The 17163-nt window shown below is 76.6% G+C and carries 12 protein-coding genes; 10 read left to right on the forward strand and 2 right to left on the reverse strand.

Annotated elements, in window-relative coordinates:
* Window positions 1–2: 2 nt before the first annotated feature.
* A complete protein-coding gene (locus ACI8AC_RS22180) occupies window positions 3–6035 on the reverse strand; it encodes a DUF3320 domain-containing protein (RefSeq protein WP_456900013.1) in 6033 nt (2010 codons plus the stop codon).
* Between the two features lie 261 nt (window positions 6036–6296).
* Here ACI8AC_RS22180 and ACI8AC_RS22185 point away from each other — a divergent pair, with 261 nt between their 5' ends.
* The 3 genes from ACI8AC_RS22185 to ACI8AC_RS22195 all read left to right on the forward strand — a co-directional run bounded on the left by ACI8AC_RS22185 (window position 6297) and on the right by ACI8AC_RS22195 (window position 8744).
* Window positions 6297–7145 carry a matrixin family metalloprotease gene (locus tag ACI8AC_RS22185; protein WP_456900014.1) on the forward strand — a complete coding sequence of 283 codons (849 nt, stop codon included), beginning with the start codon at window positions 6297–6299 and terminating at the stop codon, window positions 7143–7145.
* A gap of 93 nt (window positions 7146–7238) precedes the next feature.
* Entirely contained in the window at window positions 7239–8033 is a 795-nt protein-coding gene (locus ACI8AC_RS22190; protein WP_456900015.1) for an enoyl-CoA hydratase/isomerase family protein, read from the forward strand.
* A gap of 99 nt (window positions 8034–8132) precedes the next feature.
* Complete coding sequence (locus ACI8AC_RS22195; protein WP_456900016.1) at window positions 8133–8744, forward strand: DUF4234 domain-containing protein; 612 nt, start codon at window positions 8133–8135, stop codon at window positions 8742–8744.
* Between the two features lie 24 nt (window positions 8745–8768).
* Here ACI8AC_RS22195 and ACI8AC_RS22200 read toward each other — a convergent pair whose 3' ends face one another.
* Window positions 8769–9659: an isocitrate lyase/PEP mutase family protein gene (locus ACI8AC_RS22200; RefSeq protein ID WP_456900017.1), complete on the reverse strand. Its 891-nt coding sequence runs from the start codon at window positions 9657–9659 to the stop codon at window positions 8769–8771.
* Between the two features lie 158 nt (window positions 9660–9817).
* On the opposite strand from ACI8AC_RS22200, the gene ACI8AC_RS22205 reads away from it, so the two are divergent.
* The 7 genes from ACI8AC_RS22205 (at window position 9818) to ACI8AC_RS22235 (ending at window position 17046) form a co-directional block, all read left to right on the forward strand.
* On the forward strand, window positions 9818–10447 hold the full coding sequence (locus tag ACI8AC_RS22205; RefSeq protein WP_456900018.1) for a GntR family transcriptional regulator: 630 nt from the start codon (window positions 9818–9820) through the stop codon (window positions 10445–10447).
* A complete protein-coding gene (locus ACI8AC_RS22210; protein WP_456900019.1) occupies window positions 10444–12522 on the forward strand; it encodes a hydantoinase/oxoprolinase family protein in 2079 nt (692 codons plus the stop codon). The genes ACI8AC_RS22205 and ACI8AC_RS22210 overlap by 4 nt, the downstream gene beginning before the upstream one ends.
* A 5-nt stretch (window positions 12523–12527) precedes the next feature.
* Window positions 12528–14405 (forward strand): hydantoinase B/oxoprolinase family protein, encoded by a 1878-nt coding sequence (locus tag ACI8AC_RS22215; RefSeq protein WP_456900020.1) that lies wholly within the window; start codon window positions 12528–12530, stop codon window positions 14403–14405.
* Between the two features lie 85 nt (window positions 14406–14490).
* Entirely contained in the window at window positions 14491–15096 is a 606-nt protein-coding gene (locus ACI8AC_RS22220) for an isochorismatase family protein (RefSeq protein ID WP_456900021.1), read from the forward strand.
* 83 nt (window positions 15097–15179) lie between these two features.
* Window positions 15180–15641, forward strand: a complete 462-nt coding sequence (locus ACI8AC_RS22225; protein WP_456900022.1) for an NUDIX domain-containing protein — start codon at window positions 15180–15182, stop codon at window positions 15639–15641.
* Between the two features lie 148 nt (window positions 15642–15789).
* Window positions 15790–15963 (forward strand): hypothetical protein, encoded by a 174-nt coding sequence (locus ACI8AC_RS22230; protein WP_456900023.1) that lies wholly within the window; start codon window positions 15790–15792, stop codon window positions 15961–15963.
* Window positions 15964–16068: 105 nt separating this feature from the next.
* The gene (locus ACI8AC_RS22235; RefSeq protein ID WP_456900024.1) at window positions 16069–17046 is read left to right on the forward strand and encodes a ferritin-like domain-containing protein; all 978 of its coding nucleotides are present in this window, start codon (window positions 16069–16071) and stop codon (window positions 17044–17046) included.
* Window positions 17047–17163 lie beyond the last annotated feature (117 nt).

Below are 17163 nucleotides of genomic sequence, written 5' to 3' on the forward strand. Positions count from 1 at the left end.
GGTCAGGGGACGACGACGGCGCCGTCCTCCCGCTCGCCGAGCCGGCCGGCGGCGACCGCGCGGTCGAGGGCCGCGGCCAGCAGCGGGGTGAGCGACCCGGTCCGGCGGCGGGCCCCGAACACCTCGGCGGCGGCCGGGAACAGCTCCTCCCGGGTCAGCGGGCCCGCGGCCCGGCACAGCGCCACCATCGCGTTGCCGACCTCCTGCGGGGCGACCTGCTCCAGGGAGCGGTCCGCGGCCGAGGCCTGCCGGCGGAAGGCGGTCCAGCCGGCGCGGTCCAGGGCCGGTGGCCAGACGAACTCCCCGTCGAGGCAGTCGGCGGGGAGCAGGGCGAGCAGCGCGTCGCGGCGGGCCTCGCCGACCCGGCTGAGGCCGAAGGCGCCCGCGGCCAGGCGGGTGAGCCGGTCGCGGTGCACCGGGCCCTCGGCCTTGAGCCCGGCGTGCAGCACCCGGCGCACGGTGCGGGCCACCTTCGCGTCGGCGAGCTGGTCCAGGGCCTTGCGGTCCCCGGCCGGCTTCGGCAGCCACGGCACGAACGGCGACTCGCCCTCGAGGGCCGGCGCCGTGCGCGCGGGCCGGCGGGCCGCCCGCGGTGCGGCGGCCCGCGCGGTGGGCGCGGCCACCGGCTCGGCGGCCGCGCCCACCGGCGCGGTGCCCGGCGCGGTGCCCGGCGCGGTGACCGGCTCGACCACCGCGACGGCGGCCGGGACCGAGCACAGCAGCGGGGCCACCACCCGGGGGGCGGGCAGCGCGGACGCGGCCGGCTCGACGACCGGGGCGGCCACCGGGGCCGGGGCGGCCACCGGCTCCGGGGCGGCCACCGGGGCCGGCCCGTCGGCGGGCGGCGGCACGGCGTCCACGGCGGCGACCAGCCGGTCGAGCACCGCCGCGCGGTCACGCAGCCAGGTCGGCAGCCACACCCGCTCGACCACCGGCCAGCCGAGCATCCCGGAGAGGACCTCGACCGGCAGCCCGTCGCGGTCACCGACGGTGCGCCGGCGGGCCCAGGCGGGGCCGTCGAGCAGCACCGCCATGACCGGGACGTCGGGGTGCGCGGCGCGCGCCACCGACAGGTCGACCCGGAAGTCCGACAGCCCGACGTCGGTGCGCACGACCAGCCCGCGCTCGCGCAGCGCCGCGGCGATCTGCTCGCGGTGCCGGTCGGGGACGGCGGCCGGCCGGGCGTCCCGGGGCAGCGCGTCGGTGCCCAGGGCGGCCAGGTCCAGGTAGGCGCGCAGGTGCTTCACGCCCACCGAGGAGGTCTGCTCGGCGCGCAGCTGGGCGGGGTCGAAGGAGGAGAAGACGACCACCTGGCGGCGGGCGCGGGTCACCGCGACGTTGAGCCGCCGCTCGCCGCCGACCCGGTTCAGCGGCCCGAAGTTCAGCGGCAGGACACCGCGGTCGTCGACGCTGAAGGCGGTGGAGAACAGCACGACGTCCCGCTCGTCGCCCTGCACGTTCTCCAGGTTCTTCACGAACAGGCCCTCCCCGTCGGTGCGGTCCAGGGCCTCCACCAGCCGCTCGTCCCCGGCGTCGCGGAGCAGGCCCTCGATGTAGGAGCGCTGCTGGGCGTTGAACGTGACCACGCCGATCGAGGGCACCCGGTCGGGGGAGGCGTCGAAGCGGCGGCGGATCTCCGCGACGACCGCCTTGGCCTCCAGCGGGTTGGTGCGCAGCAACCGCCCGGCGCCGCTGCGGTGGAAGGTGCCCTCGACCCGCACCAGCGAGATGCCGCGGCCGTCGACCGCGGGGGAGGGCCGGCCGTGCGTCGGGGCCGGGAAGGAGGAGAGCCGGTTGTCGTAGTAGGTGGCGTTGCTGAAGGCGATGAGCGACTCGTCCTGGCTGCGGTAGTGCCACGACAGCCAGTGCCGCGGCACCCGCGCCTGGACGCACTCCGAGAGGATCGACTCCTCGTCCTCCACGGCGGTGCCGAGCAGGTCGGTGGCGTCGTCGTCGGCGGACCCGGACGACGGCTCCAGGAACGACGTCGGCGGCATCTGCCGGCTGTCGCCGACCACGACCGCCGAGCGGGCCCGGCCGAGCGCGCCCACGGCGTCGGCCACCCGGATCTGCGAGGCCTCGTCGAAGACCACCAGGTCGAACAGGCCCGCCCGCGCCGGGAAGAACCGGGCCACCGAGTCGGGGCTGACCAGCACGCACGGCATCACCGCGGTGACCAGGTCCCCGTAGCGCTCCAGCAGCCCGCGCACCCCCAGCCCGCGGCGGGAGCGGCCCAGCTCCCGCTGCAGCGCGCCGAGCCGGTCGTCGTCCGCGGCCGGGCGGCCGGCCAGCACCGCGGCGGGCAGCGCGGTCCGCAGGTGGGCCCGCACCGCGCGCGAGGCGGCGGTGAACCGGGTGATCGCCCGCTCGTGCGCGGCCGCGTCGAAGTCGTCGAGGCCGCTGGCGTGCCGCCGCTCGGCCTCGGAGCTGCGCGCCACACCGTGCTCGAAGGCCCGGACGGCGTCGTCGGCGGGCAGCCGGCCCGACACCAGGAGGTCGCGGGCGTCGTGCAGGCCCGCGGCGCGCAGCGGCTCGAGGGTGTCGAGGAAGTCGGCCCACCGGCGCAGCGACATGAGCCCGGTGTGCTCGACCCCGCGCTCGGGGCGGGTCATCTGCCAGCGCAGCACCACGCCGTCGTCCCCGCACCAGCGCGCCAGCCGAGCCGGGTCGCTGCTGCACACCCGCAGCAGCGCGGTGAGCGCGTCCCGCAGCCGGGCGACGGCGGCGGCCGCGGCGGCGTCCGGGCCGGGCCCGGCGACGACGTAGCGGCGCAGCGCGACGGCGAAGTCGGCCGCGCTGTCGGCCGCGGCCCCGGCGGTGCGCAGCCACGCCACCTGGGCCTCGACCACGCCGGGCTCCAGCAGCGGGTTCCAGCCGGGCGGGGTGGACAGCCCCGGGACGACGGCCACCCGCGCGGCCAGCCCCTGGACGGCCTGCTGCAGCCGCCACAGCTGCGCGGTCACCCCCGGCACCTCGCTCAGCGGGAGCTTGACGCCGGGCCGCAGCACCGGGCGCAGCTGCTCGCGGACCGCCCGCAGCCCGGCCCGCCGGGGGAAGAACCGGGCGGCCTGCGCGGTCTGCGCGGCGACGAACAGCTCGCCGAGCGGCAGCCCGAGCACCTCCGGGGTGGCCCGCTCCAGGCCCGGGTGCACGGCGGTGGCGAAGGCGGCCACCTCGGCCAGCAGCGCCCGGGTCGCCGCCGTCCAGCGGCCGGTCGGCACCTCGTCGAGCACGTCGAGCGCGACCGGGGGGCCGGAGAGCAGGTGGGCCAGCGCGTCGAGGTGGGCCGGCGTCCGGACCTCGCGCAGGGCCCGTGCCAGGTGCGGCTCGGCCGGCAGGTCGCGGATCGCGGCGTCCACCGCGGCGGCGGCCTGCTGGGCGGCCACCAGGTCGACCCGGGCGGTGTCGACGAACGCCCAGGCGTGCCGCGGCGAGGGCCGGACCAGGTCGGCGATGTCGGGCAGCAGCGCCAGCGCCCGGCGGACGGCGGTCAGCGTCTCCGGGGCGGCCGCGGCCACGAACAGCGACGGCAGCGGCAGCCGGGGGACGTCGTCGCGCACCGAGAGCACCGCCGTCCGCGCGGAGTAGCAGCTCAGCCCGGCGGCGTTCTCGGCGTGCAGCCGGTCGGCGTAGCGGGCGAGCGTCCGGCGGGCGGCGCGCAGGTCCTCCCCGTCGGCGGCCAGACCTTGCTCGTCGACGGTCACGGCGTGCTCGAGGGCGGCCTTGACCTGCGCCCGCACCTGGGCGGCGGTGCTGCCCTTGTCGTGCAGGTCCAGGGCGAAGGGGCCCATGCCCACCGCCTCCAGCCGGCGGGCGACGACGTCGAGCGCGGCCCGCTTCTCGGCGACGAAGAGCACCCGCTTGCCGTCGGCGACCGCGCGGGTCAGCAGGTTGGTGATGGTCTGCGACTTCCCGGTGCCGGGCGGGCCCTCGAGGACGAAGGTGCGCCCCGCGGCGGCCTCGGCGACGGCCTGCAGCTGCGAGGCGTCGGCGGGGGCGGGGCACCGCGCGGCGAGCTCGTCGAGGTCCACCCGGGCCGGGGCCGGCACCGGGTCGCCGAACGCCTCGGTGGGCCGGTGCACGAGGTGGTCGACCAGCGGGTTGCCGGCGAGGTCGGCCCAGTGCTCGTCGAGGTCGCGCCACAGCCGGTACTTGGCGAACTGGAGGACCGCGAGGTCGGCGCTCGGCTCGACCCGCGCGGGCAGCCCGGCGTCGGCGACCGCCTGCCGCACGGCCTGCATCGCCCGGTCGACGTCGATGCCGGCGGCCTCGTCGGCGGGGTCGGTGAGCCCCGGCACGGTCAGCCCGTGCTGCTGGCGCAGCTTCTCCAGCAGGCAGTGGTTGGGCGTGCTGGCGCCGGTGTCGTCGAGGGCCAGCCGGTAGGTGCCGGTGCGGCCGGTGGGCACCAGGGTGACCGGCACGAGCACCAGCGGGGAGCGCAGCGGCCGCCCGTCGACCTCCCAGACCAGGCTGCCCAGGGCCAGGTAGAGGTTGTTGGCACCGGTCTCCTCGACCACGGTCTTGGCCTTGTAGGCCAGGTTGCGCAGCCGCGGCAGGTAGCTGCCCTCGGTGACCTCGGCGTGCACCGCCCTGCGCTCCAGCAGCACCTCGGCCAGCTGGGCCGCCGGCAGGTCCGCGGCGGCGGTCGCGCCGCGCTCCCGGGCGACGGCCGGGATGCGGTCGCAGGGGAGCAGCGCGACGGCCACCCCGCTGTGCAGCAGCCGCTCCAGGCTCCCCAGGTGCTCGGCGGGCACGGCCAGGGGCAGCCCCGAGCGCTCGGTGTAGTTGATCAGCCGGTTGCGCAGCGACAGGTCGAGCAGGCTGTTCTTCCACTGCTGCACGCGGGCCGGGGTGGCCGGGCGGCCGGGGACCGCCGGGGGCGGGGTGCGCGGCAGCGCGGGGGCCGCGCCGTGCTCGGCCGGGCGGTACTCGACGACCCGGACCGTGCCGTCCCGGCCCCGGGTGCGGGCCGGCAGCGGGACGATGCCGTCCCGGCGGGCCCGGTGGACGTCGGTGACCCCGAGGACCCGGTCGAGGTCCCCGGCCAGCCACCGGTCGTAGGCCGCCGCGTGCAGCGCCGCCGGGTCGGCCGGGCCCTCGCCGCCCCGGGTGGTCAGCAGGGTGGTCTCCACGAGCCGGACCAGGCCCAGGTCGACCAGGTTCACCAGCGGGGCCACGTCGGTGGTCGCGGCGCTCTCCCCGCTGCGCTCCTCCCGCCAGTAGCCGAGGAAGGCGTGCCCGCCGGTGGAGCCGGGCAGGGCGCCGTCGGCCAGCCACAGCAGCGGCCGGATCCCGGCCCGCTCCAGCGCCGCGGCCAGCGTGACGACGGTGTCCAGGCAGGTGCCGACCCGGCCGTCGAGGACGTCCCCGGGCGTGCGCACCTTCTGGCCGACGTCCGCCCAGCCCGCCGCGGCCTCGCTGTGCCGGACCCCGCGCCGGCGCACCGCCTCGGCCAGCGCCGCGACGACGGCGTCGACCCGCTCGGGGGAGGCGTCGCGGCCCTCCACCGACGGGTCCCCGGTGCGCTCGGCCAGCAGCGCGCCGGCCTCCGCGACCAGGGCGGCGACGGCGGGGTGGTGCGGCAGCACGTGGGCGGCCAGCATCTCCAGCGCCAGCGGCACCGGGGCGGCCAGCCACTGCCCCGCGGCGAGCACCTGCACCGGGACGGCGGTGCCGGCGACGTCCTCGCCGTCGACCAGCAGGTCGATCTCGACGGACCCGGGCCGCTGCTCCTCGATGGGCAGCATCGCGGCCGGGTCCACCACCAGGCCGACGTCGCTGAGCACGGTGGTGCGGCCCTCGTCGAGGTCGACCAGCAGCTCGACCGGGGCACCGATGGGGCCCTCGGCGTCCTGGACGCCGAGCCGCACCGTCGCCCCGCGGACGGCGGCCCCGTGGTTGGTGAACGACAGCCGGCTGACCACCGGGACGCGGTTGTGCGCGAGGGCGTAGCTGAGCACCGGCGTCGAGGTCGCCTGGATCGCCACGGCCGGCCGGGTGGGGGTCTCGGTCGACCGCAGGTCCGTGGCGCTCATGGTGGACGTGTCTACCGGCCCGGACGGACCGGTCCGGTCAGGCGGCGGAGACGTCTGGGGTGCCTGTGACGGGTGTGCCCGCTCTGACTGCGGAGGACGGGCGGGATGGCTCCGGAGGGTCACGGCGCCGGGGCGACCTGCCGAGCGGGTGCAGCCTCGCGCATTACCCGGTCCAGCGACACTCGACCGCGTAGTTACCGATCCGTGACCTCGCATGGTCTCATGTCGGCTGCCGAGAACCGGGCAGACGAGAGACCGAGGGTGAGCACCACTTCCACGACCACCGAGCCGGGGACCGCCGACCTGCGGGCCGCCGCTGCGTCGCCGACCCCGGGCCGGCGTCCGCCGTCCGGGCCGCGCCTGCTGCTCGCCGCCGTCCTGGCGCTGGGGGCGCTGGCCGCCGGGCTGCCCCAGCCCGGCCCGGCGGCCGCGGGCTTCGCCCCCACCGCCGGCGTCGAGGTCGCCCGCGCCCCCCTGGGTGAGCCGGGCCGGGTGCCCGCCCGGAGCGGGCCGTTCGGGTTCGTCGCGGTCCAGGACGACGGGGTGACCCCGGTGGCGTACGACCCGTGCCGGCCCGTCCGGTACGTGATCCGCCCCGACCACGCCCCCCGCCGGGGCACGGCGGTCGTCCGGACCGCGTTCGCGCGGCTCTCCGAGGCCACCGGCCTGCGGTTCGTGTACGACGGCCCCACCGACGAGGCTCCCGGTGACGGCCGGGAGGCGTTCCAGCCCGGGCGGTACGGGGACCGCTGGGCGCCGGTCCTGGTCGCCTGGCAGACCGAGGAGGAGAACCCCGACTTCGCGACCCGCACGATCGGCCAGGCCGGCAGCACCTGGGTCCGGACGTCCGGCGGCCGCGAGGTGTTCGTCACCGGCCGGGTCTCGTTCGACGCCGCGGCGATGGCCGACGTCCTCGCCGACCCGGAGCAGGGGTTCGACGCCGCCCAGGGGGTGGTCCTGCACGAGCTCGGGCACCTGGTCGGGCTGGGGCACGTCCCGGACGAGGCCCAGCTGATGCACCCGATGCGCACCGAGGTCCGCGACTTCGCCGCGGGGGACCTCGCCGGGCTCGCGCGGCTGGGGCAGGGCGAGTGCGCGCCGGACCTCTGAGCGCGGCGGGACGGCCCCGTCACGGGAGCTGGCCGGGAGGGTGACGCCCGCCCCGGGTTGCGGACGGCGCGCCCACGGGCGCAGGTTGCCGTCATGGGGAGCGCGCAGCGGCGGGAGTCGGGCCTGGTCGTCGAGGACCGGGGGCACGTCCGGCTGCTGACCCTCGACCGGCCCGAGCGGCGCAACGCGCTGTCCACCCCGCTGCAGGCCGACCTGGTCGAGGAGCTGCTGCGCTGCGGGGAGGACGACGGGGTGCGCGCCGTCGTGCTGGCCGGCAACGGCCCCGCCTTCTGCGCCGGCTTCGACCTGCACGAGATCCGGGAGGCCGACCGGCGGGGCGAGCGGTTCCGCCCGCCCATGGACCGGCCGGGCCGCAACGCGTTCGAGGTCCTCACCCAGGTGCCGGTGCCGGTGGTGGCCGCCGTCGCGGGGGCCGCGGTCGCCGGCGGCTTCGAGCTCGCGCTGGCCTGCGACCTGCGGGTGGCCGCGCCCGGCGTCCCGATGGGCCTGCCCGAGGCCCGGATCGGCATGGGCGCCAACTTCGGCTCCGTCGTCCTGCCCAAGCGGATCCCGATGGGCATCGCCCTGGAGATGCTCTACACCGGCGAGCACGTGACCAGCGAGGTCGCCGAGCGCTGGGGGCTGGTCAACCGGCTGGTCCCCGCCGAGCAGGTGCTGCCCACCGCGCTGGAGCTGGCCGAGCGGATCGCGGCGAACGCGCCGGTGTCGGTCCGCCGGATGAAGGAGACCGCGGTCAAGGCCCTGGAGCTGCCGCTGTGGCAGGCGCTGCGGCTGGACGTCGGGCCCAACCCCTACCTCTCCGAGGACCGCCGGGAGGGCATCGCCGCGCGGCTGGAGGGCCGGGCGCCGCGGTGGCGCGGTCGCTGACGGCATCCGGGACCCGCGGGCGCAGCGCTTCTGCGGGTGCGGCCCGCGGGTTACGTTGCCGTCGGAGCGCACGCGCACCGGCGAGAGGGAGGCACGGCCATGGCCACCGGCGACCGCCCGGACCTCACGAAGAAGACCCCCGGCCAGGCCCCGGGCGGGCAGGAGCCCGCGCAGCCGGGGTACGGCCCCGCGGGCCCCGGCCGGCCGGGCTGGGCGCCGCCCGGTTACGGGCAGCCCGACCAGGGGCCCACCGGCCAGGGCCAGCCGGGGTACGGACTGCCCGGCTACGGCCCCATGCCCTCGCCGCCGGCCTGGGCGCAGTACGGCCCGCCCACCGGTGCGCCCGGCCGCATGCGGCCCACCGGGCTGACCATCCTGCTGTTCCTCGTCACCTTCGGGATCTGGGGTTTCATCTGGTACTTCCAGGTCCACGAGGAGATGCGGCGGCACAGCGGCGAGGGCCTCGGCGGCATCCTCGCCCTGGTCATCGCCATCGTCTTCGGCCTCGTCTCGCCGTTCCTCGCCAGCCACGAGGTCGGCCAGCTCTACGCCCGCCGCGGCCAGTCCCCGCCGGTCAGCGCGCTCACCGGGCTGTGGGTCTTCCCCGGCATCTTCCTGCTGGTGCTGCCGTTCGTCTGGTTCGTCCGGACCAACAACGCGCTGAACGAGTACTGGCGCAGCCTCGGCGTCACCCAGACGACGCTGGTCTGAGCCGGCCGGGGGAGGCGAGGCCGGTCAGCCGCCGGCGAAGCGCTGCTCCAGCTCCTGCACCTCCGGCAGGCCCACCAGGTCGGTGAACTCCTCGAAGGTCGGCAGCCCCTCCAGGGCGGGCACGCCGTCGCGGCGCAGCGCGGCCAGCAGCGCGCGCATCCCCGCCGTGGCCGCCAGCAGCGTGCCGATCGGGTAGATGACCAGCGAGAACCCGAGCTCGCCGATCCGCTCCAGCGACAGCGGGGGGGTGCGCCCGCCCTCGGCCCAGTTGAACACCAGCGGCGCGACGCCGGAGAGCTCCCGCGCCACCCGCTCGACGTCGGCCTCCGACGTCGGCGCCTCGACGAACAGCACGTCGGCGCCGGCCCCGGCGTAGGCGCGGGCGCGGGCCAGCGCGTCGTCCACCCCGGTGACCGCCACCGCGTCGGTGCGGGCGACGAGCACCAGGTCGGGGTCGCGCCGGGCGGCCGCCGCGGCGCGGATCTTGCCCACCATCTCGTCGGTGCCGACCAGCGCCTTGCCGCTCATGTGCCCGCACTTCTTGGGCATCACCTGGTCCTCGAGCTGGATGCCGGCGATGCCGGCCTGCTCGTAGAGCTGCACCGTGCGGACGACGTTGAGGGCGTTGCCGTAGCCGGTGTCGGCGTCGGCGACCACGGGCAGGTCGACGGCGGAGGCGATGCGCCGGGCGTTGTCCACCATCTCGGTGCCGGTGAGCAGCCCGACGTCGGGGCGGCCGATGAGCGAGGCCGTCGTCCCGAAGCCGGTCATGTAGACGGCCTCGAAGCCGGCCTGCTCGACCAGCCGGGCCGACAGCGCGTCGTACGCCCCCGGCGCCACCAGCGGCCGCGGGCCGGCCAGCAGCTCCCGCAGCCGGGACCGCGGAGCGCGGCCGCCCCCGATCAGATCCCCCACGCCCGCCTCCCAGGTTGTATGCAGGTCGCCGCAAATTCTCCCGGCACCGTTGTCAGCTGACTCGGCCACCCCTACCTTTGCACACAATCTGCGAGGGGGTGTGACGGCTGACACGGTCGCTGACGTCGGCGGGGCGGGCGCTCTCCACCCTGCGCGACATGATCATGAGCGGGGACCTCGCCCCCGGCGCGCGCCTGGGCGAGGTGGAGCTGGCCGACCGGCTCGGCGTCAGCCGCACCCCGGTCCGCGAGGCGCTGTCCCGGCTGGCGGCCGAGGGCCTGGTGGAGATCACGCCCAACCGCGGCGCCCGGGTCGCGACCTGGACGGTGGCCGAGCTCGAGGGCGTGTTCGACCTGCGGTCCAGCCTCGAGCCGCAGCTGACCGCGTACGCCGTCCCGAACGCCACCGCCGCCGACGTCGACGAGCTCGACGACCTCGCCGGCCGGATGCTGGCCGTCGGCTCCCCCGGGCCGGAGCAGGACCTCGACGCGCTGGTCCCGCTCAACCGGGCCTTCCACGACCGCCTGGTCGCCCTGGCCGGGCACCCGACCCTGGCGACCGCGCTGGCCGCGGCGATCCACCCGCCGATCGTGCGGCGCAACTTCCTCACCTACGACGAGGCCTCGCTGCGGCGCAGCCTGGGCCACCACGCCGAGATCGTCGCGGCCGTCCGGGCCGGCGACGCCGACTGGGCCCGCGCCGTCATGACCGCGCACATCGCGAACGCCCGCGCCGTGATGGTCCGGGCCGCCCGTGAGCACGCCCCCCGAGAAGAGGAGTCCGCATGAGCTACCGGCTCGGAGTGGACGTCGGCGGCACCTTCACCGACGTCCTGCTCGTCGACCAGGACAGTGGCGCCACCTGGCGGGCGAAGACGGCCTCCACGCCGGCCGACCAGGCCGTCGGCGTGCTGCACGGCATCGAGCGGGTGTGCGCCGAGGCCGGCATCGGGCTGACCGAGGTCGCCTCGGTGCTGCACGGCACCACGGTCGCCACCAACGCGATCCTCGAGGGCAAGGGCGCCGTCGTCGGCCTGGTCACGACCCGCGGCTTCCGCCAGGTGCTGCAGATCGCCCGCTCCTTCGTCCCCGGCGGGCTGGCCGGCTGGATCATCTGGCCCAAGCCCGAGCCCCTGGCCGACCTGGAGAACACCGTCGAGGTCGACGAGCGCATCGCCTCCGACGGCGGCGTGGTGCGCCCGCTGGACGACGACGACGTCCGCCGGCAGCTGGGGAAGCTCGCCGGCCACGGGGGCCAGGGGCACGGCGTGCAGGCGCTCGCGGTCAGCCTGGTCAACTCCTTCGCCGACCCCGCGCACGAGCGGCGGGTGGCCGAGATCGCCGCCGAGGTGCTGCCGGGCGTGCCGGTGTCGCTGTCCTCCGACGTCCTGCCCGAGCTGCGCGAGTACGAGCGCACCCTCACCACGGTGGCCAACGGCTACGTGCAGCCGCAGGTCGCCCGCTACGTCCAGCACCTCTCCGAGGGGTTGCACCAGGGCGGCGTGACCGGCGACCTGTCGATCCTGCGCAGCGACGGCGGGCTCTCCTCGGCCGAGGCCGCCGTGGCCGCCCCGGTCACCATGCTGCTGTCGGGCCCGGCCGGCGGCGTCACCGGCGCGGTCTGGGTGGCCGAGCAGTGCGGGTACCGCGACCTGATCACCTTCGACATGGGCGGCACCTCCACCGACGTCGCGCTGGTCCGCGACCTCGCGCCGCGGATCGGCCGGGAGACGAAGGTCGGCGACCTGACCGTGCGGGCCTCGAGCGTCGACGTCCGCACCGTCGGGGCCGGCGGCGGGTCGATCGCCCACGTGCCCGAGCTGACCCGGGCGCTGCGGGTCGGCCCGCAGTCGGCCGGCGCCGACCCCGGCCCGGCGGCCTACGGCAAGGGCGGCACCGAGCCCACGGTCACCGACGCCGACGTCGTCCTCGGGTACCTGCCCTCCGCGCTGGCCGGCGGGGAGATCACCCTCGACACCGAGGCCGCGCGGGCCGCGGTCTCGAAGGTGGCCGAGGCCATGGGCCTGGAGTCGCCCGAGGCGGCGGCCGCGGGCATCGTCGACATCGTCAACGAGAACATGCTCGGGGGCCTGCGGCTGGTCTCGGTGCAGCAGGGCTTCGACCCGCGCGACTTCGCCCTGGTGGCCTTCGGCGGCGCCGGGCCGCTGCACGCCAACGCGCTCGGGCGGCTCACCGGCGCCTGGCCGGTCATCGTGCCGCCGTCCCCCGGCGTGCTCTGCGCCCTCGGCGACGCGACGACGAGCCTGCGCGACGAGTCCGCGCGCACCGTGCTGCGGCGCTTCGGCCAGCTGACCGGCGCGGAGCTGGCCCAGGTGCTGCGGGAGCTCGCCGACGAGGCCGGGGCCCGCCTGGCCGGCCAGGGGCTGGCGCGCGAGGAGCAGACCGTGGGGTTCCAGGTCGACGTCCGGTACCACGGGCAGGGCTTCGAGATCCCGGTGGACGTCGACCCGTCCTGGCTGGACGCGGGGGACCCGCTGGCCGAGCTCGGGAAGGCCTTCGACGCCGAGCACGACCGGCTGTTCTCCTTCCTGCTCGACGTCGACCACGAGCTGGTCAACGCCCGCGCCGCGGTCACCGGCCCCCGGCCGGACGTCGCGCCGGTGCACCTCGAGCAGGGGGACGGCGACCCGTCGGCCGCGCTGGTCACCGAGCACCCCGTGCACGTCGGAGGGGAGCAGGTGACCGCGCGGGTCTACGACCGGGCGCGGCTGCGGGCCGGGGACGTGGTGACCGGCCCGGCCATCGTCACCGAGATGGACTCCACGACCCTCGTCCTGCCCGGGCACGCGGCCGCCGTGCACCCCTCGGGCTCGCTGCTCATCAACCCCGTCCAGGAGGGCTGAGCGCCATGGCACGGATCATCGAGACCAGCACCGGCACCGTCGAGCCCGTCGAGGTCGACCCGGTGACCCTCGACCTCATCGAGAACGGGCTGCGCAACGCCCGCTACGAGATGGACGAGGTGCTGTTCCGCACCGCGCTGTCCCCGGGCATCCGCGAGCAGCACGACGAGTTCCCGCTGATCGGCGACCCCAGCGGCAAGATGGTCGTCGGCCAGTTCGGCCTGTCCGTCCCCGACTTCCTCGACGGCTTCGACGACACCGTCGAGGAGGGCGACGTCCTGCTCACCAGCGACCCGTACGCCTGCGGGGCGGCGATCAGCCACGCCAACGACTGGCTGGTCGTGATGCCGGTCTTCCACGAGGGCCGGGTCGTGGGCTGGGCGTCGATGTTCGGCCACATGTCCGACGTCGGCGGCAAGACGCCGTCGTCCATGCCCACCGACGCGCGCACGATCTACGAGGAGGGCGTGGTCATCCCGCCCTTCAAGCTCTACCGCGCGGGGGTCCTCAACGAGGACGCGCTGCGGATCATCCTCAACCAGGTGCGGATGCCGGACTGGAACCGCGCCGACCTCAACGGCCTGGTCGCCGCCTGCCGCACCGCCGGGCGGCGGGTGGTCGAGATGTGCGAGCGCTTCGGCACCGCCACCTACCTCTCGGCGCTGGACGCGCTGCTGCAGCGCAACCACGACGCCATGAAGGTGCTGCTGCAGACGGTCTTCGAGGAGGGCCGCACGCTCTCGTTCACCGACTACATCTGCGACGACGGCGTCGGCAACGGCCCGTACGAGCTCAAGCTGTCGCTGACCCGCACCGGCGAGAAGGTGCACCTGGACTTCACCGGCTCCTCGCCGCAGGCCGCCGGGCCGATCAACTACTACATCAACGAGAACCTGACCCGGATGTTCTTCGGGATCTACATGATCACCGTCGCCGACCCGCAGATCCTGTGGAACGACGGCTTCTACCCGCTGATCGACGTCACCATCCCGGACGGGTCGTACTGGAAGCCCGCGCACCCGGCCGCGCTCAACGGCCGCAACCACGGCATCGGCCGGGTGTTCGACCTGTTCGGCGGGCTGCTCGGGCAGACCAACCCGGCGCTGCTCAACGCCGCCGGGTTCTCCTCCTCGCCGCACTTCATGTACTCCGGCCACTACTCCTCGGGCGAGCGGAAGGGGGAGTGGTTCCAGCTCTACTCGATCGGGTTCGGCGGCATCCCCGGCCGGCCGCTCGGCGACGGCCCGGACGGGCACTCGCTGTGGCCGAGCTTCGTCAACATCCCCTGCGAGTACCTCGAGTCCTACTACCCGCTGCGGATCGAGAGGTGGGAGACCGTCCCCGACACCGGCGGGGCCGGCCTGCACCGCGGGGGCAACGGCGTCGACGTCGCCTACGTCTTCGAGGAGCCGGGCGAGATCGCCATCCACGACGACCGCTGGCTGACCTACCCGTGGGGTGTCAACGGCGGGCAGCCCGGCGCGCGCGGGCGCAAGTGGATCGACCGGGCGGACGGCACCCGCGAGGTGCTGCCCAGCAAGTGCCACGGGGTGCCGGTCCGGCCCGGCGACGTCCTGCACTTCGTCACCTGGGGCGGCGGCGGGTGGGGCGACCCGCTGGAGCGGGACCCGGAGCTGGTCGCGAGGGAGGTCCGGCGCGGCCTGGTGACCCAGGAGGGCGCCCGCCGGTACGGGGTCGTGGTGTGCGACGGCGGGGAGGTGGACGCCGGGGCCACCGAGACGCTGCGCGACCAGCTGCGCGCCGACCGGCCGGCCGAGCTGCCGGTCTTCGACTCCGGCCCGCCGATCGAGGAGCTGCTGGCCCGGTGCGAGGAGGAGACCGGCCTGCCCGCCCCGAGGCGCCCGGTGTGGGCGGCGGGGTGAGCGGCGGTCCCCCCGCGATCATGGCACCGGGACCGCTCCGCGGGGCCGTGCGGTGGTCGCGGCGCCGTGATCGCCGGGGTGCCGGGTGAGCGGGCCGCACGGGGCCGCGTTCTCCGGGCGGGTCGGCTGGGGGACCCGCCCGGCGGTGCTGGTGGTCGACCTCTGCCGCGCCTACACCGAGCCGGGCGGCCCGTTCGCGCTGCCCGACCCCGGGCCCGCGGTCGCGGCGACGGCGGCCCTCGTCGAGTCCGCCCGGGCCGCCGGCCACCCGGTGGTCTGGACGGCCGTCCGGTACGCCGCCGGGCTGGAGGACGCCGGGCTGTTCGTGCAGAAGGTCCCGGCGCTGGCCTGCTTCGCCGCCGACGCCCCCGGCGACTGGGGGGCTCCGGCGCTGGAGCCCGCCCCGGGCGAGCCGCTGGTGGTCAAGCAGTACGCCTCGGCCTTCTTCGGCACCTCGCTGGCCTCGACGCTGCACGCGGCCGGCGTGGACACCGTGGTGGTCACCGGGGTGTCGACGTCGGGCTGCGTGCGGGCCACGGCCATGGACGCGCTCAACTCCGGCTTCCGCCCCCAGGTGGTCCGCCAGGCCTGCGCGGACCGGACCGTCGCGGTCCACGAGGCCAACCTCGCCGACCTCGACGCCAAGTACGCCGACGTGGTCGACCTGCCCGAGGCCCTGGCGCGCCTGTAGCGCCGGCCCCCCGACCGCGGCGCCGCCCGGCTGCCTCCCCCCAGCGCCGGGCGGCGCCGCTCCCCCCGGGGCAGGCTGCACGGGTGGCGAGGACCAGTGCCGGGGTGCTGCTGTGGCGGCGCGGCCCGGACGGCGGGGTGCAGGTGCTGCTCGGGCACATGGGCGGGCCGTTCTGGGCGCGCAAGGACGACGGCGCCTGGTCGGTGCCCAAGGGCGAGCACGACCCGGGGGAGGACCCGCTGGCCGCGGCCCGCCGCGAGTTCGAGGAGGAGCTCGGCTCCCCGGTGCCGGCCGCCGAGCTCGTGCCGCTCGGCGAGCACCGGGCCGGCGGGAAGGTGCTCACCCTCTGGGCGGCCGAGGGCGAGCTGGACGCCGACGCCTGCCGCAGCACCACCTTCCCGCTGGAGTGGCCCCCGCGGTCGGGGCGGGTGCAGCACTTCCCGGAGATCGACCGGGCTGCCTGGTTCGGCCTGGCCGAGGCCCGGGCGAAACTGGTGCGCGGCCAGCTGCCCTTCCTCGACCGGCTCGCGGCGCTGACCGGCTGACCTGCACCGGTGCCCCGCGCGGCGGCCCGCATGACGGCTTGGTGACGTGTCGTCCCACCCATCCCGGGACGGGGCGGTGCCGGCCCCCGGGATGGCAGGGTCCCCGGTCGAGCGGAGCCCCGTGCTCCCCGGACCCCAGGAGGCACCCATGTCCTGCACCCAGTGCGGCGCCGCCGCGCAGGCCGGCCGGTTCTGCGTCGGCTGCGGCCGCGCCGTGCCCCCGCGGGAGACGCCGCGCCCGCGCTCCCCGCTGGTCGACGAGCTCACCCAGCCGGTGCTGCGGCTCGACCGCCCGGGCAAGCCCGCCGTCCCGGCGCGGTGACCACCGGGCGGACGTGACGCGACTCACTGCTAGCAGGGTGCTTGCAACAGTGAGCACCTGGGCACCCATCCGGACGTCAGGTCATCCCCGAAGTCTGGAGCCCCCGTGACCGACACGATCCGTCCCACCCTCACCTCGACCGTCGTCGAGCAGCTGCGGGCCCTCGTCCTGCTGACCCGGACCGAGGAGCAGGTCGCCCGCACCCGGGTGGCGCAGGCCCGCACCGACGCCGTCCGCCGCGAGCTGCAGCAGAACGCCGACCACGCCGCCGAGCGCACCCGCGCCCTCACCGAGCAGCTGCGCGCGCTCGGTGGCGTGCCGGACGTCGTGACGCCGGCCCTCGGCCGGCTGGCCGCGCTGCTCAAGGCCGGTGTCGAGCAGGCCGAGCCGCTCGACGAGGCGCTGCTGCAGGACCTGCAGCTCGAGCACCAGCTGCTCGACCGCGCCACCTACCTGAAGGTCCTCGCCGAGCAGGCCGAGCTGCCGCAGGTGCAGCGGCTGGCCGAGCGGCTGGTCACCGCGCACCGGGCCACCGTCGAGTGGCTGACCGTCGTCCTCGCCGAGCACGCGATGGGCGGGCCGGCCGCGCTGCAGCCGACGCCGTTCCAGTGGGTCGCCGGCACCGCCGCCCGCGCGGCCAACGCGCCGGTGCGGTTCGTCGCCGACCGCGTCAACGTGGTCATCGACAGCGCCCAGCAGCAGCGCGACAAGCTGGGCGCCGTGGCCGGCAAGGCCGGGTCGTTCTCCGACGCCGTCCGGGAGACCCTCACCGTCGGGCGCAGCGCGTCGCTGCGCCGGGCCGAGCGGATCGCCCGCCGGGACGGGCACCGCGACGCCGCCGACGCCGCCAAGGCCGCCCGCGAGGAGCTCGGCGACGTCACCGCCGACGAGCTGCCGATCAAGGGCTACGACTCGCTGTCCACCCAGGACGCGGTCAAGGCGGTCAAGGAGCTGACCAGCGCGCACGAGCTGCGCGTGGTGATCCGCTACGAGGAGACCCACAAGAACCGCTCGGGCGTCATCAGCGCCACCCAGACCCGGCTGGCCGACCTGGCCAAGGAGGCCGTCGGCATCGACGGCTGAGGCATCGACGGCCGAGGCATCGACGGCCGAGGTCGTCGCAGCGGAGAGCCGGGCGCGGCCCGCTCACGCACCGTGAGGACGCCGCGGACCCGCACCCCCGATCGGGTGCGGGTCCGC

It is taken from the genome of Geodermatophilus sp. SYSU D00758 (genome assembly GCF_054049955.1).